This window comes from Colwellia sp. BRX9-1 (assembly GCF_014077195.1).
In the GTDB taxonomy this organism is placed as follows: Bacteria; Pseudomonadota; Gammaproteobacteria; order Enterobacterales; family Alteromonadaceae; genus Colwellia_A.
Window position 1 is genome coordinate 145,644 of sequence record NZ_JACGVM010000002.1, and the last position, 17,421, is coordinate 163,064.

Annotated in this window: 19 protein-coding genes and 1 pseudogene; 7 read left to right on the forward strand and 13 right to left on the reverse strand. The window is 38.9% G+C overall.

Annotated elements, in window-relative coordinates:
- Positions 1-11: 11 nt before the first annotated feature.
- Both dapD and H4J76_RS03225 read left to right on the forward strand, forming a co-directional pair.
- A complete protein-coding gene (dapD, locus tag H4J76_RS03220) occupies positions 12-842 on the forward strand; it encodes a 2,3,4,5-tetrahydropyridine-2,6-dicarboxylate N-succinyltransferase (RefSeq protein WP_182215635.1) in 831 nt (276 codons plus the stop codon).
- A gap of 268 nt (positions 843-1,110) precedes the next feature.
- Positions 1,111-1,440: a hypothetical protein gene (locus H4J76_RS03225; protein ID WP_182215633.1), complete on the forward strand. Its 330-nt coding sequence runs from the start codon at positions 1,111-1,113 to the stop codon at positions 1,438-1,440.
- Between the two features lie 13 nt (positions 1,441-1,453).
- Here H4J76_RS03225 and truC read toward each other — a convergent pair whose 3' ends face one another.
- Entirely contained in the window at positions 1,454-2,212 is a 759-nt protein-coding gene (gene truC / locus H4J76_RS03230; RefSeq protein ID WP_220465983.1) for a tRNA pseudouridine(65) synthase TruC, read from the reverse strand.
- Positions 2,213-2,322: 110 nt separating this feature from the next.
- Between truC and H4J76_RS03235 the strand changes: the two genes are divergently transcribed.
- Both H4J76_RS03235 and H4J76_RS03240 read left to right on the forward strand, forming a co-directional pair.
- Positions 2,323-3,372, forward strand: coding sequence for a DUF3549 family protein (locus H4J76_RS03235; RefSeq protein WP_182230102.1), 1,050 nt, complete (start codon positions 2,323-2,325; stop codon positions 3,370-3,372).
- 15 nt (positions 3,373-3,387) lie between these two features.
- Positions 3,388-3,687: a DUF3301 domain-containing protein gene (locus tag H4J76_RS03240; RefSeq protein WP_182230103.1), complete on the forward strand. Its 300-nt coding sequence runs from the start codon at positions 3,388-3,390 to the stop codon at positions 3,685-3,687.
- Between the two features lie 306 nt (positions 3,688-3,993).
- On the opposite strand, the gene H4J76_RS20255 is transcribed toward H4J76_RS03240, so the two are convergent.
- The gene (locus H4J76_RS20255; protein WP_404842481.1) at positions 3,994-4,398 is read right to left on the reverse strand and encodes a CZB domain-containing protein; all 405 of its coding nucleotides are present in this window, start codon (positions 4,396-4,398) and stop codon (positions 3,994-3,996) included.
- 48 nt (positions 4,399-4,446) lie between these two features.
- A pseudogene (locus H4J76_RS20260) lies at positions 4,447-5,118 on the reverse strand (methyl-accepting chemotaxis protein); the annotation flags it as partial.
- A 144-nt stretch (positions 5,119-5,262) separates the two neighbouring features.
- Between H4J76_RS20260 and H4J76_RS03250 the strand changes: the two are divergent.
- On the forward strand, positions 5,263-5,778 hold the full coding sequence (locus H4J76_RS03250; protein ID WP_182230104.1) for a fused DSP-PTPase phosphatase/NAD kinase-like protein: 516 nt from the start codon (positions 5,263-5,265) through the stop codon (positions 5,776-5,778).
- 177 nt (positions 5,779-5,955) lie between these two features.
- Here the strand turns inward: H4J76_RS03250 and H4J76_RS03255 are convergent, their stop codons facing one another.
- The 3 genes from H4J76_RS03255 to H4J76_RS03265 form a co-directional block, all read right to left on the reverse strand.
- On the reverse strand, positions 5,956-6,936 hold the full coding sequence (locus tag H4J76_RS03255) for an MDR family oxidoreductase (RefSeq protein WP_182230105.1): 981 nt from the start codon (positions 6,934-6,936) through the stop codon (positions 5,956-5,958).
- 45 nt (positions 6,937-6,981) lie between these two features.
- Entirely contained in the window at positions 6,982-7,614 is a 633-nt protein-coding gene (locus H4J76_RS03260; protein ID WP_182217969.1) for a TetR/AcrR family transcriptional regulator, read from the reverse strand.
- 72 nt (positions 7,615-7,686) lie between these two features.
- Positions 7,687-8,127, reverse strand: a complete 441-nt coding sequence (locus tag H4J76_RS03265; protein WP_182221579.1) for a MarR family winged helix-turn-helix transcriptional regulator — start codon at positions 8,125-8,127, stop codon at positions 7,687-7,689.
- Between the two features lie 110 nt (positions 8,128-8,237).
- On the opposite strand from H4J76_RS03265, the gene H4J76_RS03270 reads away from it, so the two are divergent.
- Positions 8,238-8,666, forward strand: a complete 429-nt coding sequence (locus tag H4J76_RS03270; protein ID WP_182217973.1) for an organic hydroperoxide resistance protein — start codon at positions 8,238-8,240, stop codon at positions 8,664-8,666.
- 61 nt (positions 8,667-8,727) lie between these two features.
- On the opposite strand, the gene H4J76_RS03275 is transcribed toward H4J76_RS03270, so the two are convergent.
- The 4 genes from H4J76_RS03275 to H4J76_RS03290 form a co-directional block, all read right to left on the reverse strand.
- Entirely contained in the window at positions 8,728-9,750 is a 1,023-nt protein-coding gene (locus tag H4J76_RS03275; protein ID WP_259377112.1) for a phospholipase A, read from the reverse strand.
- Between the two features lie 107 nt (positions 9,751-9,857).
- Positions 9,858-11,057: a sodium/glutamate symporter gene (gltS, locus tag H4J76_RS03280; protein ID WP_182217975.1), complete on the reverse strand. Its 1,200-nt coding sequence runs from the start codon at positions 11,055-11,057 to the stop codon at positions 9,858-9,860.
- Between the two features lie 218 nt (positions 11,058-11,275).
- Positions 11,276-12,061, reverse strand: coding sequence for a 2OG-Fe(II) oxygenase (locus tag H4J76_RS03285; RefSeq protein ID WP_182230106.1), 786 nt, complete (start codon positions 12,059-12,061; stop codon positions 11,276-11,278).
- Between the two features lie 79 nt (positions 12,062-12,140).
- A complete protein-coding gene (locus H4J76_RS03290; RefSeq protein WP_182230107.1) occupies positions 12,141-13,472 on the reverse strand; it encodes an aldehyde dehydrogenase in 1,332 nt (443 codons plus the stop codon).
- 136 nt (positions 13,473-13,608) lie between these two features.
- Here H4J76_RS03290 and H4J76_RS03295 point away from each other — a divergent pair, with 136 nt between their 5' ends.
- Complete coding sequence (locus tag H4J76_RS03295) at positions 13,609-13,965, forward strand: helix-turn-helix domain-containing protein (RefSeq protein WP_182230171.1); 357 nt, start codon at positions 13,609-13,611, stop codon at positions 13,963-13,965.
- Between the two features lie 244 nt (positions 13,966-14,209).
- Here the strand turns inward: H4J76_RS03295 and H4J76_RS03300 are convergent, their stop codons facing one another.
- From H4J76_RS03300 to apt, 3 genes are all read right to left on the reverse strand, one after another.
- A complete protein-coding gene (locus H4J76_RS03300) occupies positions 14,210-14,539 on the reverse strand; it encodes a YbaB/EbfC family nucleoid-associated protein (protein WP_146798582.1) in 330 nt (109 codons plus the stop codon).
- A gap of 63 nt (positions 14,540-14,602) precedes the next feature.
- The gene (gene dnaX, locus H4J76_RS03305) at positions 14,603-16,825 is read right to left on the reverse strand and encodes a DNA polymerase III subunit gamma/tau (RefSeq protein ID WP_182230108.1); all 2,223 of its coding nucleotides are present in this window, start codon (positions 16,823-16,825) and stop codon (positions 14,603-14,605) included.
- 8 nt (positions 16,826-16,833) lie between these two features.
- Positions 16,834-17,388 carry an adenine phosphoribosyltransferase gene (apt, locus tag H4J76_RS03310; protein ID WP_220465244.1) on the reverse strand — a complete coding sequence of 185 codons (555 nt, stop codon included), beginning with the start codon at positions 17,386-17,388 and terminating at the stop codon, positions 16,834-16,836.
- Between the last annotated feature and the right edge of the window lie 33 nt (positions 17,389-17,421).

The window sequence follows — 17,421 nt, forward strand, 5'->3', positions numbered from 1 at the left end:
TAGGAATTACCATGTCAAACTTACAAAGCACCATAGAACAAGCTTTTGAAGATCGAATGAACATCACGCCAAAAACGGTTTCAACTGAAGTAAAGCAGGCGGTGTTAAACGCATTAGCCGCCTTAAATGATGGTTCAGCACGTGTTGCAGAAAAAGTAGCCGGTGAATGGGTTGTTCATCAGTGGCTAAAAAAAGCAGTTTTACTCTCTTTTAGAATTTGGGACAACGCAGTCATCGACGGCGCCGAAAGTACCTTTTTTGATAAAGTTCCGATGAAATATACTGATTACACACAAGCAGACTTTGAAGCTGACGGTGTTCGTGTCGTTCCTGGCGCATCTGTGCGCACGGGTAGTTTTATTGGTAAGAATGTAGTGGTTATGCCAAGCTTTGTTAATATCGGCGCTTATGTTGATGAAGGCTGTATGGTTGATGCATGGGCAACTGTCGGTTCATGTGCTCAAATTGGTAAGAATGTACACTTATCTGGTGGTGTTGGTATCGGTGGAGTTTTAGAGCCTTTACAAGCAGGACCAACCATTATTGAAGATAATTGCTTTATTGGTGCACGATCGGAAATTGTTGAAGGTGTAGTTGTTGAAGAAGGCGCTGTAATCTCTATGGGCGTTTACATTGGTCAAAGTACTCGCATTTTTGACCGTGAAACGGGTGAAATACATTATGGACGTGTGCCAGCAGGCTCAGTAGTCGTACCGGGCAACTTACCTTCTAAGTGTGGTACCTACAGTTTATACGCAGCGATAATCGTTAAAAAAGTTGATGCTAAAACACGCGCAAAAGTTGGTATTAATGCTTTACTTCGTTCGGTATCAGAAGAATAAAGCGATAAATTCTTTGTAAAAATAGCGGTGAATTTATCACCGCTATTTTTTTGACAGCTGAACAGTCTTTGCTATAGCTTGGCTGTCAAAGTTAATGTTCTTTACAAAAACACCTGCTTTCATTAAATAAAAAATTTAAAAATTCTTTATAAATAACAGTTAATTAATTATTCTCACTTCATTTAGCTCAACTGATTTAACAATCAATAAAACACTTGGCATACCATTTGCCATCTAGAGGTATCACTTGTTTTATTATTGACTGATCATGAAAAATATTTTAACTTTGCTTGTTGTTCTTAGTGCTTTATTTCTGACGGCTTGTCGCTCGACCCCTCAAGTAGCAATAGAAAAAAAACCATTGCTCTCTGACCATCATTTGATGATGTCATTGCTTCATCGTCCAGTAACGGAAGATCAGCAAATGATGTTAGCATTTGCTCAGCAACGCGAACGTTATAGTAATGATATTTTTGTTAATACTGTCAATATTAAAGGGCCAAAAATTAGCGACGATAATAGCCAACGAACCACACATGTTTATGCTGCTTTAATTGCTAGAGATGTAAATTCTATTCGTATTATTACCGCTGAATAAGCTAATTTAATGATTACGTTAAGGTCTTTATTATTTTAGTCTCCCAAGATAGTTCATCAAAAACCTCTAGCCATTGCTGATCAAATTCAGCTTCAATTGTCAGCTGTACCTTGGTAATAGGGTGAATAAATACAACTTTTTTAGCGATTAACATCAGCCGCTTAAAGCCAAAATGTTCAATGAAAAATGGATTTTGTTTATTATCCCCATAATTAATATCACCTAAAATAGGATGGCGTAAATGCGCTAAATGACGGCGAATTTGATGTCTTCTTCCCGTGGTAGGCAGTAATTTAATTAATGAATAACGCACACTATCAAATTTACCGACCTTAATAGGTAAACTTGCAGTTAATAAAGACTCGTAGTGAGTAACAGCATCTTGCGGCGCTTTATCAAGGCTAACATTTTTATCACCTAATTTATCGAGCTTCTCTTTAAGGGGATAATCTATTTCGCCTGCACCCAGTAAATGACCACGCGTCAAAGCAAAGTATGTTTTTTGAATTTTTTTATCAATAAACACTTGCCCCATTAATCGGGCTACTTCTTCGTTTAAACCAAATAATAGAACACCTGATGTCGGGCGATCTAATCGGTGAAGGGGATAAACATATTTACCCACTTGGTCACGCACCAATTGTAAGGCAAAATATATTTCATCTTTATCCATATAACTTCTATGAACAAAAAGTCCTGCTGGTTTGTCAACGGCAACAATGTAATCATCTTGATATAATATCGTTAAGATGGGTTTTTCATCAAAAGGCATGATTATCTCTAGGTTTCTTATCTGCTATGCAAAAAGCAAATAGTATTGATCTATTATTATCTCTATAATGCCAACATTATTCGATTATTATTTTATTTATTATTTAAGCTATGAATACTATTTCTTCTATTTCTGAATTATTAAAGCTTTCTGGCTCTCAATATCGGGTATTTGATATTGGCCGAAAAATAGATAAATTATCAAAAGATAGTTTTACTAAAATTGAAGCAAACCAGATCCCTTATCCATTCCCTTCTCAAGGCCATGCCTTTATAGCAATAGCTTTTTGGCAAAAGCAAAACGCTTCACCATATTTATGGTTTGTAAAGATACCTCTTGATGAGCGTGGTTTACTTAACTTAGCCGCAAGGGATCATTTTATAGCTATTATTATTGAAGCATTAGGTGCTGAACTTAGTACGGCGCCAAGCGAGCAACAAGAAGCCTTACTTAAAAGTAATCCTTATCATTTTACTCCGCCACAATACAAACTAGCCTATATGAACAGTTTAATTTCGCTAGAAACAAAAAATAATAGTAGCCAATATTTTTCAGGCGCATTAAGTTATTTATCGGGCGAAAATTCTTGGCAGGATTACCACAACGTAGGCGTGCAAGGCTTAAATGATTTTGCCGTACGTTTATCAGCTAAAGAAATACAAAAAATAATAGTCAACGCTCTTCCTCAATTACCTTCGCAGGTTCTTAAGCCATTATGTTCAGCATTAGAAAATGTTAAGTTATCAGTAGATATTATTGATAGACTCATTGCAGAATTTAAGCTGCGTGAGAGTGCAAAAGATGAAGACAGTAACGCTGAGCTGAGTTTTATATTACGAAGTTTATCATCAAGTTGTGAACACCCTCATGTGGTAATATTTATTAATACCCTGATTAAGCAAGCGTCGCCTGCACAAGGAATGTCTGAAGAAATAGCGATAGTGATTGCTGGAAGATGTTGGCAAGTTTTCACCAGTGAACCGCAAATCATGACTTTTTTGGAGTTATTAGTAACTCAGCATGATATTGCCGTTTTCCAAGCTATTTTTAAAGATTTAGTGGCTATTCCTACTTTACGGCCATTAATATTTCAATGTATGAGAGCGCCAAACCGTAGCAATGAGTTAAGTAAAGCTATTGGTATGTTATTTCAACGCTAATGATAGAGAGCTAGAATGGAAAATATTTATTTATTACTGATTGTCTGTTTATTTTTGTGGTATTTCATTTACCTTAGAAAAGTTTCAGAATTCGCATTACGCCACATAACAGCATATTGTGAAAAAGATGGTTTGCAGTTCATTTCGCTTTCGCGGCGATCAAGTCGCTTAACCTTTAGCAAAGCTTTGGGACCCCATTGGATCAGTATTTTTGATTTTGAGTTCAGCGGTGACGGTGAGTCAAGTTATCAAGGTCAAGCAACATTAAATGGTTACAAATTAGAAAACACCCATGTGCCCATGTACAAAATATAAGTACTTACCAACGAGTGACCTAGCGACTAAAAGCTAAATAATAAACACAGACCGTCATTGGCCGCTCGGTAACTGCTGCTGCATTACCCTACTCTCTACTCCTTGCATCTATGCAGTTCTGAACATATACGTTCCTTGGCATCCATGCCACCACGTTATACCGTTCATCCTGAACATATACGTTCTTTGGCAGCGAAGGTATCGATACCTAAGAGCTGCCATGACCGTTGACGTGCAAGGATGTACTAATGTATCAAAAGACAGGATGTCTGAGAGAGGCCATCCTGAACAATAAAAGCTAAAGTGCTACTTTTTAGTTGCTGAATTAATATTTTGAGCAACTTGTTGAGAAAGCCCCGTTAATGCATCAACCACTTTAAAACTCGCATTTTCCATAACAGTAAGGGCTTTTAATGCACGAGCCGAGTCTCCAGCCTTATGAGCCTTTAACGCCTCAAGCCCATGACTATGAACATCGATATGTGGGCCTTCTATTTGTTTAAAAGCGCTTTGTGTTGCATATTTTTCAGCGCCCTCCCCTTGATAAAACCATTTCCCTAATCGACACATAGTATGATCAGCAAAATCTTCAAGGCATTTATCAGACATACCTAACATCACCTTATAGACGTCAAGTTTCCAAACAACGTGATCCATTTTAACCGTCTGTAAAAATGCATCGGCTGTTGAATGAGTAATAACCGAATACATATTTTTTGATAATGACACAATACGATTCGCGGTATCTTCAATAGAAGAAGTACTGGCGCTTATTGCTTGGCTCTTCTCGCCTACTTGGCCAATACCATTAATAACATCGCCCATTTGTGTATTAACTTGCTCTATTAAGTTAGATATTTCATTGGAAGCCTCCGCTGAGCGTTGGGCTAATGTTCTAACTTCGTCAGCAACGACAGCAAAGCCTCGGCCTTGTTCTCCAGCCCTTGCTGCTTCTATGGCGGCATTTAACGCTAATAAGTTAGTTTGATCAGAAATACCTTTAATGATATTAACAAAGTCATTAATGCCAGAAGTCACTGTTTTCAATTGGTCAACTGATGTTGATGCCGATTGCGTCTCATTAGAAATCTCTGACGTGGAAATAATATTTGTTGCTAACATATCCATGATTTGATCAAAGAGTTGCTGCGACGACTGAAAGGTATCACGATGCTCAATCATACCGGTAGATGAAGATGCTAACTCTTGACGAATTTGGTCAATTAAACTTGAAGACTGCATCCAAAGCTTATTCAGATCTTCATGTGTACGAGCACGACTATCGTTAGTAGACATATCTTCAGCTAACTGAGAATTATCATTTTCGGCTAATAATAATTTTTCTTCTAGTGATTCAATACGATTTTTTAATTGGTTATTCTCAATTTTCAAACGAGAGATTTCTTCTTTGTTTTTTGCACCAAAAATCATTTTATTTTGCTACCTTTAATATCAAGTTTTATACAATTAATATATATTAAAAAACTGCTATGACTAGCGTTTTTTACATCTTTTCATAAAGTATGTTCAAAACAAAAATCATATAAAGTTAATTCGCCAATTGGAAGTACACTAATGAATAAACAAGCAAGCGTAGTTTTTATCTTTTTAATTTTAATGTTCACTTTATCTGGTTTTAGCCAAGCTAATGACGTTAGTGATAAGCTCTCAGCCAAAAATGCTACACAATATAGCCAGCAATTTATTATTGGTGGGCAACCCAGCGAAAATGATCTCATTATGCTGTCAAAAAGTGGTATTAAAACGGTAATAAATTTACGGGGTACTGGTGAATTTGATGATTTTGACGAACAAGTTAAAGTAGAAGCCTTGGGCATGAATTATATTGCGATACCTATTAGTGGTGCCAGTGATATCAATAAAGAAAATCTCGCATTATTTACTGCTGCCATCACAAATAAAGAACAAGCTTTTGTTCATTGCGCCAGCGGTAACCGTGTTGGTGCTATGTTCGCATTAGATGCGCACTTCAATCACAATAAAAGCCTTGATGAGGCGATTGTTACAGGAAAAAAAGCGGGGTTAACTAGCTTAGAAGCTACCGTTAAAAAAGTGTTAAAGACTCAATAAGGTTAATAATCCAGCTGTCTTTATGTCGTAAAGGCTCAAGAAATACTTGAGCCTTTACTCTTTGTCAGTTACAGCTAACTAAGATGTTCTATTATAAAAAATTTTTAATAGAACATCTTAATTATGAGTAGAAACTTACAAAATATCAGTTTTTACTCATTTAACTTATAGCTTTCACTAACTGATATTAACAACCACTCGACCACGCACTTTGCCTGCCATTAAATCACTGGCCACATCGACAGCTTCTACCAAGGTGATGTCGGTAGAAATATCTTCAAAAATATCGGGGTCTAAAATATCAGCAAGTCGTTGCCATGCTTCAATCCTGTCTGCGAGTGGGCGCATCACACTATCAATACCCGCTAAAGTTATGCCACGTAAAATAAAAGGTGCAACAGAAGCAGGAAAATCCATGCCTTGCGCTAAACCACAGGCTGCAACAGTGCCACCATATTTCATACTCGCACAAACATTCGCTAACGTATGACTACCTACTGAGTCGATTGCGCCAGCCCAACGTTCTTTGGTCATTGGGCGACCAGGTTGCGATAACGTTTCACGGTCGATAACGGCTGATGCACCTAGTTTTTCTAGATATTTTACTTGATCAACGCGACCTGTTGAAGCAACAACTTTATAGCCTAATTTCGCTAGGATTGCGATTGAAAAACTACCGACACCACCGTTTGCTCCGGTCACTAAAATTTCACCTTTATCTGGAGTGACGCCATTTTTTTCAAGTGCAATTACACAAAGCATCGCGGTATAACCTGCCGTACCAATAGCCATGGCTTGGCGTGGTGTAAATGCTTTTGGCAATGGGATCAACCATTCACTTTTTAATCGAGCTTTTTCAGCTAAACCGCCACAGTGCACTTCACCGACACCAAAACCATTGAGTAGTACACTATCGCCAACCTCAAACTTATCACTCTCAGTGTGTTCAACTGTTCCGACTAAATCGATACCGGGAACCATAGGGAATTGTCTAACTACCGGACCTTTACCTGTGATGGCCAAAGCATCTTTGTAATTAAGCGTGCTATGAGAAACTTTAACGGTAACATCACCTTCTGGCAGTAAGTTGTCGTCAATATCTTTAACTGTCGCGCGGTAACCTTGGTCGTCTTTTTCAATTAAAATGCCTTTAAACATCTGCTATTCCTTATTTAGACCGATCGTCTATAAATGATGAAAAAATTATCGGGGTAAACCGACTATGTAAAAATTCAGGTAATTATCTAAGGGTGAAGTATTTTGAACTAGCTTTGCTCTACTAACCGCGCCTTCCCAACCCATCCAAAAGTATTCAGCCAGTCGATCGCAATCTGCGTTTGGTGAGATTTGACCTTGCTTTTGTGCTGCTCTGAGACATGTAGCCAAGCGATGCTGCCAACAAAGGAATATATCAATCAATTGCTGTCTAAAACTTTCAGGAAGTAAATCAATTTCTTGGCCTAGATTGCCGATTAAACAACCACGCTTAAATTGATAGCGGACCATGCCTACTTTGGCGCTTTCAACGAAATGACTAATACGTGTTAAAGGAGGAAATGCTTCATCCAACAAACATGCATCTAACTTGTTAGCAAAATAATTAGCGTAGTTTTCAATGACCGCCTGACCAAAAGCTTCTTTGCTGGCAAAATAATGATAAAAAGATCCTTTGGGTACAGCCACTTTCTTTAAGATCTGATCAATTCCTGAAGAGGCAAAGCCATTTTCAGTGAGTTGTTCTAGACCACTGCGAATTAACTCCGCTTTGGTATCTTGATTTTCACGCGCTACTTTGGGCGGTCTACCGCGGCGTGCTTTAATTGCTGGAATATTCATTTATTAATAATAGACCGATCGTCTAGTTAATGCGAGCATTATTATTTTAACTGATGGTTTATTTACATTTTGTTATGTTTTTATCGCTAAATCATTGACTACTAGGTCGAGTAATTCCATAAGTTGGCTGGCTTGTGTGCTGTTAATATGGGTAAATTTGCAACTGATTGTATTAGGAATACTTGCAGCCTTTATTTTTAATTCTTGCCCTTGTTGTGTTAATTGCACTAGGCGCTTGCGCTTGTCGTTGTCGTCTTTAATTATTTCTAGAAGGCCCTTATCAACCATTTTCTTTAAAATTTGTGTCATCGCCCCACCATCAATCATGGTTTTATCTAAAAGCTCAGCAATAGTTATTTTGTCATGCTCCCACAATGCCATCATGACCACATATTGGGGGTAAGTAATATTGAGTTCGCTTAGTGGCTCACGGTAAGCGCGAACAATACTGTTTGATGCCATATATAATCGATGGCAAAGCTGGTTTTTAAGTTTTAATTGATCAAATGACATAATACTCTCCTGAAGGTTACATTTTAATTTGCACACAAAGTATTTGCAATCAGTATTTGTTTCCTATATATTTTGCATACAAAGTAAATATTAATGACTTGGAGTTTATTATGAACGTATTAGAAAACATTGCTTACACAGCAAAAGCAACAGCAACGGGTGGCCGCGCAGGTACAGCAAAATCTGATGATGGTCGCTTAGACATAACCTTATCTACGCCAAAAGGTTTAGGTGGAGATGATGGACAAGGTACAAACCCTGAGCAATTATTCGCTGCTGGTTATGCTGCTTGTTTTATTGGTGCACTTAAATTTGTTGCTGGTGAAGAAAAAATCAGTTTGCCGAGCGAAACTTATATTAATTCAGAAGTCTCTATTGGTGCTATTGAAGGTGGTTTTGGTATTGCGGTAAAATTAGCGATATCATTAGGTGATATGGATAAAGCACAAGCGCAAACAATGGTAGATAAAGCGCATCTTGTGTGCCCTTACTCAAATGCGACACGTGGTAACATTGAAGTCGTACTTTCAGTAATTTAATATCCGACATAGTTTGACAATAAAGCACGCCTTTATAAAATAAAGCGCGTGTTTTTTTTTGCTATAAAATATCACTGAGTGAGATGCCAATACCAAACCTAGTTTGACTATAGTTATAATCGATAAGGCTTTCACCATAACCAGTAAACACCATTGCGTAGCCCCTTAGTTTACCCCATAGCGGAAAAGTAAAACCAAGCTCAGCAGCGCCGTAATGACTACTGAAATTTTGTCGACCTTTGAAATTGAATTCATAGTCACGCCATTTATAGGCCATGCTTAACTCAAAGTTACCCATGTAATCTTCGATATCAGGGTTATCGTCTCCGTCGGGATCTAAAGCAAAAGTTTTTTCCTTCTCAGATAACCTTATCCAAGGTTTAATCGATAGCGCAAATCTTTCTTTCTCAAAAAGGATATGTGTGTAAATACGATTCCAACTACGTGATAAGTCTTGTGCTCGCCCGTTAGATTCGTGCTCTACCCCGACAATAAAGCCCGTATTACCTCCAAATGGATGCCAGTTAAGCGGTGCAAGATAGAATATTTCTGGCTGATAATTTGTTTCTCGAAAGGGTTTAGAAATGCCACTCGCATAAATTTGCCACCAGGCACTTAAGGTAAAAGCTGCGTAAAGCCCATCGCCTTCTATAAATATTTTGTCATAATTTAAGGGGACTTTAAGGCTTAGTTGAAATTTTGCTTCAACATTTTCTAAGTTGTCTTCATACCCTTCAAAGGATCTATATGCTTGCTTGTTCACTTTATTTGTTGTCATTGCTGGCAATACAAAATTCATTCTATGAGGAGTAAGCACATAAGGTTCAAACTCAGTCATTTTCTCACGTTTTATTCTATCGGTAATACCGCCTGTTCTACTCTGTAATTCTGTTTGCTCGGTCTTTTTTTGTTGTCTAGTGATATCATTTTCTTGGCTAGCACAAACAGATCTAATTTCACCAAGTGTCATCGATTCAGCGCCAAGGGTAAACAACTTCATGACGCATGACGCTTTATCTTGCTTAGCACTTACGTATGTCGAAACAAAAATTAATATAAATGCCAATGGCAGCGGATTTTTCATTAGAGTATTCCTTTAAGTAGACAAACAAAGCGAACAGTTACAGCCGTTTTAAAAGCCAATAAGTCGCTAACGCTAAACTTTCTCGATGTAGGCAAAGTCAATGCGCTTTAAAAATTTAGGGCTATCCTGATGATAAAGGCATTAGTAATATCAACAAAAAATGCACCGACCAAAGGTAATATAATGAAAGCCATTGGTGCAGCGCCATGCGCTTTAGTCACCGCCGTCATATTAGCAATAGCGGTTGGTGTTGCCCCCAGCGCAAAACCACCAAAGCCGGCACTTAAAACAGCGGCTTGATAGTTTCGCCCCATTAATGGAAATAAAATATAAATAATAAATAACACCGCAACACAGGTCTGTACACCTAAAATTATAAATAATGGTCCGGCTAAATCAGCTAGGGTCCAAAGTTGCATACTCATCAGTGACATAGTTAAAAATAGGCTCAATGAAAAGTCAGAAACGATGGCCAATGAGCGAGTTCTAGCGGGCCAATGTAATTTAGGTAAGAGATGAGGAACCGTGTTGGACAGTAAAATTCCTGCTAACAGGCAAGTCACAAAAAGCGGTAATTTTAAACCCATCTCCATAAACATCTTATTGGCAAAAAAACCAATAATGATACAAATATGAATAACCAGTAATACCGCCATAAAACTCAGGTGGCTAAAGGACTCTGTATCCGTTTTATGATAAGCAATACCGATAGAAGGCTTTGCTGTTGATTCACTTGAAAGCTGGTACTTAGCCAATAAATATTTAGCAATAGGTCCACCAACTAAACTCGCTACAACAAGTCCAAGCGTAGCAGCTGCAACACCTATTTCAAGAGCATTAGGTACTCCAAGTTCAACAGCATCGGGAGCCCAAGCTATTGCTGTGCCATGACCTCCAATTAAAGAAACCGAGCCAGCCAACACGCCAATGGTTGATGGTAAATCAAGAAGTATTGCGCTGGTTATGCCAACAACATTCTGGATCACAATAAAAGACAGGGTTAATACTAATAATATCAGCAGAGGTTTTCCCCCTTTAACTAAATCAGAAAACCTAGCGTTGAGCCCAATAGCGGTAAAAAAATAGACTAACAGTCGATCTCGGGTTGATAAGTCAAACGCTATTTCGCTACCCGTGAAAATATAGACTGCATAGATAAATAAAGCAGCAAGCAAGCCCCCCGTTACTGGCTCTGGAATATTAAAATCTCGGAGAAACTTAATATTTTTTGTTAAATACACACCCATAAAAAATACCACTATACCTATAGTGTAAGACATATAATTATCAAAGGGCATTTCAATCATAAGGTATATCCAATTTTACTTTTTCTATCCATGGCAAGACTAAAAATAAGCGCGTCAATAAGGCTAATGCTCATCTGACAAAATATCTCAGCTATATTGACTGATATTCTTTACGTGTTCAATAAGCAGTCACCTTAAAAGTTATTAGATTTGCTCTACCGACGACAAAGCACTTTTTACACACGTAAATATAAAGCGACTTGGCCATTGAGAAACACTTATAATTCAAATAAAACATCACTGCGAATGATATATTTAATCCCCTCAGTAATAGGTAGAGAGCTATGAATACATTGTAAAGGATGCATACCATGAGGAAAGCATAATATACCGCCTACTGGGGTTCGAACATCGACATTTTTAACCCTGTCATTTCTTGATGCTGGCTGGTTGGGATCATCAGCATTGACTAAAAAACGTGTCTCTCCACCTTGAAAGTCTTCACTTAATAAGATTAAAAAAGTCATTTCACTATATCGGTCAGAATAAGCATTAGTGACTAGCTCGTCACCAATAATGCGACTACCCGGCCAAGAGCCATCAGAATGAGGCTTAAAGTAGTCAGCAGGGTTATAACGATAGAATCTAAAACGAGCATTGATCCCCAACGCTTTACGACCACCAAAAATAGCCTGTCGGTCGTCCATTAAATGCGCAATTCGTTGCCAAATAGTGCCATCAGTTTGTTCATCAACTATCCAGGTTAAACTGTCATTGTGTCGAACACTGCGCGGCAAAGAAACGGCAGCATCTGGCAAGAAACCTAATTGTTCACTAATATCGATAAGCTGCGCGCACTCATCTTTGCTCAAGACATTCAATAATTGAAATGCTCCAGGCACCTCTATCAGTTCTCGACGTTCAATATGACTGATATCAAAATCTTTGCTCAAATTAGCAGGATTAACCTGACGGTTCCCCCATGCAGGTAAAGCCGGGTGCTCTGCGCCGGCTTCTAATGCGGCGACAAAAAAGTCAGTGTTTGTGTCTATTGTTTCTTTCATATTTTACTCTTTCAATAATGGGTATACTGGCCTTAACGCATTTGCTTAGTTAAAGGGTTGTGCTGACCATAGTGTATTGCTATTGGTTGATAATGCGTAACTGGCTAAACTGGCGATGACCAGCTGCCGTGCCATGAAAACCAAAACCACTTTGTTTCGCCCCAACCCAAGGTCCAAGGCCTCCAGCGCCTTGATTAATAGCGACCATCCCCGCTTCCATTTGCTCTGCAACCTTATTAGCACCATCATGACCAAAAACCACAGCACCTAAACCATATGAACTGGCATTGGCTCGTTCAACCGCTTCAGACAACTCATTAAAGCGACTAATAGCCACCACAGGGCCAAAGGTTTCATCTTGCTCTAAAAGCATATTAGCGGTAATACCAGTGACAACAGTAGGCTGTATATAAGGCAACTCGTAGTGATGTGTCCCTAATAAAAATTTTGCACCTTTAGCGTGTGCATCTTTAAGTTGCGATAAAACATGAGCATGCTGCTTAGGATTAACAATCGGGCCAAAGTTGACATGTTTTTGATCCCAAGCGCCCACTTGATAACGATTAGCTAAAGCCGTAACTTTCTGTTCGAATTCATCGGCGATCTGCTCATCAACATAAATGCGCTCGGTAGACGTACACATTTGCCCGGCATTTTCAAAAGAACTTGCAACAGCAAATTGTACCGCTTTGTTAATATCTGCGTTTGCCATCACAATAAGCGGATCGTTACCCCCCAACTCCATAACTAAGCGTTTAAGCCCTGCTGCTGCACTTGCCATAATATGCTTGCCAGCCGCGAGTGAACCGGTAAAGGCGACCATATTAATATCGGCTTCAACTAAAGCTTTGCCCGTATCTGCATTACCGTGCACTATTTGTAATACGTTTTCAGGTAATAATTTATTGAGTGTATTGACAAAAAGTTCAGCAACCAAAGGTGTTTCTTCTGATGGTTTTAACACCACACTGTTACCGGCAATTAATGCAGGTAACAGCAAGTTATTCGCCATGGCCAGTGGATAATTCCAAGGCGATATAACCGCAACCACACCTAAGGGGCGATATTGCATTTGCGCATTGTTTGTTATCGCCTCACTTTTGAGCGCTTGCACTATTTCTTCAGTAAAATAAGAGGCGTTCTGAACGGTACCCGCCACTTCATAACTTGCTCTTCGGTGATCTTTGCCCATTTCTTGGCTAATTAATAATGCCAGTTCGTCTTCAACCATAGCCAGCCCTTTATAGGCCTTGTCTACACTTTGTTGACGTTGTTCAAGAGACAGTGCCGACCAAGCTTTTTGCGCTTGCTGTGCACGTAACACAACCGCTGTCATTTGTGGGGTTTGAGTAACAGGGACTTCGCCTAAAGGCGCTCTATTAATGGGATCGTATGAGATAAGTTTTGGCATAAAATAGTTTCCTAAGATTGCATTAAAATTAATGCATCGAGAGAGTAAATTGGCTATATACTCACATTATGCTAGAGTGGTTAATTAAAGCAACCAGTATACTTTTAGTAACCACTAAGATAAAAATAGAATAATGATTACAAAAACAATAAAAACAATAAGTAACGTAAAAAAAATAAATTCACAAAGCTGTGAAGAACCCTGTCTGATTGAGCGAGGTATGCGCGTTTTAGGGGGGAAGTGGAAAGCCTCTATTCTTTGGCATTTAAAAGATGGACCCGTACGCTTTAACGAATTATCTCGCATGTTAGGAGGCGCAAGTAAAAAGATGGTTGATCAACGCCTTAAAGAATTAGAAGTTCAAGGCTTAGTAACGCGTGAAGTTATTAGCGATCGTCCTATTGCCGTCGCGTATGAAATCACCGACTTTGGCCGTACCGCATTAGATATTTTAGAAAAGCTCAAAGATTGGACACAAGCAAACAATATTTAACTATAAAGCGGCGCAGTTGCCACGGCATTACAGTAAATCATAGCCCTTTATATAGAAAACTAGCCGGCGCTATCCTTTAACCTGGGCCTGGGACTAATAAACAGAATGCTCCAAAACGCACTAAACCGACAGTTTATTGAAACTCTATTATAAACGACGTGCCAAATCTATTTGAGTGTTATCTTAAATCCTTGCCCAAACAAAAATGGCACCTTAAAGGTGCCATTTTTATTAAGAGTAAAGCTTAAAAAGGCATTTTCATCCCAGGAGGTAATTGCATACCACCTGTTAGAGCGCCCATTTTTTCTTTATTTTGTGCTTCAACGCGACGAACGGCATCGTTAAACGCGGCTGAAACTAAATCTTCAAGCATATCTTTATCATCTGCCATTAAGCTGTCGTCAATTTCAACACGTCGAACACTGTGTCCGCCTGTCATAGTCACTTTAACCATGCCGGCACCTGACTCACCAATAACTTCCATTTTAGCTAATTCTTCTTGAGCTTTAGCCATTTTATCTTGCATTTGTTGGGCTTGTTTCATTAAGTTGCCCATGCCACCTTTCATCATAATTTTTTCTCCAAAGTTCTGTTGCCGCCAAAGATAGATCTTAACGCGACAAATATCAAGTAGCAGTTACAATGCTACAATCGAATTTTCATCTAATTGTGCTTGAAAATGAGTTTTCAAACCAATAATGATTTCATCATTTTGTAATAATTCTTTCGCATAGTCATAACGTTTATCATTAATATGTGATTGAATTTGATACGGATCATGCGAGGTCTCATCGACAATAGTCAATTCTACCGTAATTTTTCGTTGTAAAAAATCAGAGATGCATTGTTCTAGCTTTTTATGAGCAACATCACTGTTTAAATGTTTAGTCGCTTGATTTAAGTTAAGTAGCAATAAATCGTCGGTAGACCTTTCATCAACGGTTGCATGTATTGCCAATTGACGCAGTCGCCCTGTTAACGACATGGCGTCAATCATATTTGCCCATTTGTCGACTTGATTAGCAGAGCGTATTTTTGCTGGGTCTATCGCACTAACATCAAAAGCCTGCTCAGAAATAGATGTTAATGCAGGAACATCTGAACGAGGCTCTTCTTGAGTTATTGCTTCAAGAACATCTGGACTCTTTGTGTCTTGACGCCCTTTAGCGTCATTTGACTTTTTTGCGCTATTTTCCAACCCTTTTTTTCGACTACGTAACATGTTCCGGGTCGCTATAGCTTTTTCTATAGGCGATTGAGAAGTAGGCGTATCGATATTTGGGGCTATTTCAGCTAAATCTATAGAGGGAGGCATTGCGCGATGCTCTTGCTCTGAGGGCGCATCGGGTACAGCAAAGTACTCAGGCGCAGTAATCATAGATTGTTCTTCTAAAGGGCTTGCTGTTGCTGGCGAAGCATTGCCCGTCATAAGGTTGGGTCTACTTTCTTCAGCTGAGTCTATAGAGGGAGACATCGCAGGATGCTCTTGCTCTAAGGGCGCTTCGGGTACAGCAAAGTACTCAGGCGCAGTAATCATAGATTGTTCTTCTAAAGGACTTGTTGTTACTGGCGAAGCATTACCCGTTATAAGGTTTGGTCTACTTTCAGCTAAATCGGCTATAGGCTGATCAACTGATGGTTGCTCGACTAGGGGTTGCTCAACTAAAGAAGACGCAATAAAATTATCAGGTTTATTAATATTGCTTTTAGCAAAGCTTACATCGTCAAAGTCGCTGGTTTGACTGACCTGAGTATCGGGTAAACTTTCGCTATTTTTGATTGGTGTAAATGTTAATAATCTCAGTAAAAGCATATCAAAGGCTGCTTGTTCATCAGACGCATAAGGTAAGTCTTTACGGCCATTCAGCACTATTTGATAATAAAGTTGAATATCTTCAGCACTCATTGCTTTACTGAACTTATCAACCAATTGGTTATGCTCAGGTGACAAATCAAAGTGTTGACCAACAACTTGCGTCATAGCAACTTGATGGAGTAACTGAATAAGCTCTGCCGTTAAGCGGCTGTAATTAGGTGCGTATGAGGCTATATCGAGAGAAAGTAGCATTAGCGCTTTAGGATCTTGCTTTAATAAGCTTATCAGTATTTTAAAAACCCAATTTTGATCGACACCGCCCAACATCTGTTGAACATTGGCGAGAGTAATACTTCCCTGCCCTTGCGCGATACTTTGGTCGGTTAAACTTAAACAATCACGCATACTGCCGCGAGCGGCTTTAGCTAATAAGGTTAAAGCACCGGGTTCAACTGAGACGTTTTCAGCGGTAAGAATTTGCTGAGTCTTTTGCTCAATTTGGCCGACGGTTAATGCTTTTAAGTGAAATTGTAAGCAACGAGATAACACGGTTACCGGTAGCTTTTGAGGATCTGTGGTCGCTAAAATGAACTTCACATGTTCAGGTGGCTCTTCAAGCGTTTTTAATAACGCATTAAAGCTACTACGAGACAACATATGTACTTCATCAATTAAATAAACTTTATAACGACCACGTGTCGGTGCATATTGAACGTTATCAAGTATTTCACGAGTATCATCAACCTTTGTTTTAGAAGCCGCATCAATTTCAAGTAAATCGATAAAACGGCCCTGGTCAATATCTTGGCATGTATCACAAACACCGCAAGGCGTTGAAGTTATCCCTTGTTCACAGTTCAAGCTTTTAGCAAAAATTCGAGCTATCGTTGTTTTACCGACACCACGAGTACCGGTAAATAAATAGGCATGATGAAGACGTTGCTGCTCTAGTGCGTTAACTAGCACAGTGACAACATGCTCTTGACCCACTAATTCTGTGAATTTTTTAGGGCGCCATTTACGTGCTAATACTTGATAACTCATATGACTGCCTAATCGCCGTTATATTGCAGTAAAGAATAAATCGATAAGCCAAGATCCGTTAAACGTTTTTCACCGCCTAAATCAGGTAATGAAATAACAAATGCAGCATCTGTAACTTCTGCACCAAGCTTTTTAGCAAGCATGAATGTTGCTTCGACAGTGCCACCGGTGGCAAGTAGATCATCAACTATCAAAACTTTATCATCTGCGGTTAGTGCATCTTGATGAATTTCTAAGGTGTCTGTTCCATATTCAAGTTGGTAACTTTGGCTAATTGTCGCTCTTGGCAACTTGCCTGGTTTGCGGACAGGAATAAAGCTAATACCAAGCGCTAATGCCAAAGGTGCACCAAAAAAAAAGCCACGAGCTTCAGTACCAAGAATCTTAGTAAAACCAGAATCTTTATATTTAGCAGCAAATAAATCTATGGTTAACTGGTAAGCAGCCGGATCATCAAGTAAGCCGGTAATATCACGAAATAAAATGCCTGGTTTAGGATAATCAGGTACGGCGTGAATAGAGTTTTGTAAAAGAGAGAGTTCTGTATCGGTCATCGTTAGCATATCAAAAGTAAAAATTTATCATGGCTAAAGAAT

Bases quoted from the DNA above. Each gene is read 5' to 3' on its own strand.
- H4J76_RS03265 (WP_182221579.1), bottom strand. From the start codon at position 8,127: ATGTCATTTGATCAATTAAAACTTAAAAACCAGCTTTGCCATCGATTA.
- H4J76_RS03290 (WP_182230107.1), bottom strand. From the start codon at position 13,472: ATGCCAAAACTTATCTCATACGATCCCATTAATAGAGCGCCTTTAGGC.
- gltS (WP_182217975.1), bottom strand. From the start codon at position 11,057: ATGATTGAAATGCCCTTTGATAATTATATGTCTTACACTATAGGTATA.
- apt (WP_220465244.1), bottom strand. From the start codon at position 17,388: ATGCTAACGATGACCGATACAGAACTCTCTCTTTTACAAAACTCTATT.
- dnaX (WP_182230108.1), bottom strand. From the start codon at position 16,825: ATGAGTTATCAAGTATTAGCACGTAAATGGCGCCCTAAAAAATTCACA.
- H4J76_RS03270 (WP_182217973.1), top strand. From the start codon at position 8,238: ATGAACGTATTAGAAAACATTGCTTACACAGCAAAAGCAACAGCAACG.
- H4J76_RS03275 (WP_259377112.1), bottom strand. From the start codon at position 9,750: ATGAAAAATCCGCTGCCATTGGCATTTATATTAATTTTTGTTTCGACA.
- truC (WP_220465983.1), bottom strand. From the start codon at position 2,212: ATGCCTTTTGATGAAAAACCCATCTTAACGATATTATATCAAGATGAT.
- H4J76_RS20255 (WP_404842481.1), bottom strand. From the start codon at position 4,398: ATGTATTCGGTTATTACTCATTCAACAGCCGATGCATTTTTACAGACG.
- H4J76_RS03285 (WP_182230106.1), bottom strand. From the start codon at position 12,061: ATGAAAGAAACAATAGACACAAACACTGACTTTTTTGTCGCCGCATTA.
- H4J76_RS03255 (WP_182230105.1), bottom strand. From the start codon at position 6,936: ATGTTTAAAGGCATTTTAATTGAAAAAGACGACCAAGGTTACCGCGCG.
- H4J76_RS03240 (WP_182230103.1), top strand. From the start codon at position 3,388: ATGGAAAATATTTATTTATTACTGATTGTCTGTTTATTTTTGTGGTAT.
- H4J76_RS03225 (WP_182215633.1), top strand. From the start codon at position 1,111: ATGAAAAATATTTTAACTTTGCTTGTTGTTCTTAGTGCTTTATTTCTG.
- H4J76_RS03250 (WP_182230104.1), top strand. From the start codon at position 5,263: ATGAATAAACAAGCAAGCGTAGTTTTTATCTTTTTAATTTTAATGTTC.
- dapD (WP_182215635.1), top strand. From the start codon at position 12: ATGTCAAACTTACAAAGCACCATAGAACAAGCTTTTGAAGATCGAATG.
- H4J76_RS03260 (WP_182217969.1), bottom strand. From the start codon at position 7,614: ATGAATATTCCAGCAATTAAAGCACGCCGCGGTAGACCGCCCAAAGTA.
- H4J76_RS03235 (WP_182230102.1), top strand. From the start codon at position 2,323: ATGAATACTATTTCTTCTATTTCTGAATTATTAAAGCTTTCTGGCTCT.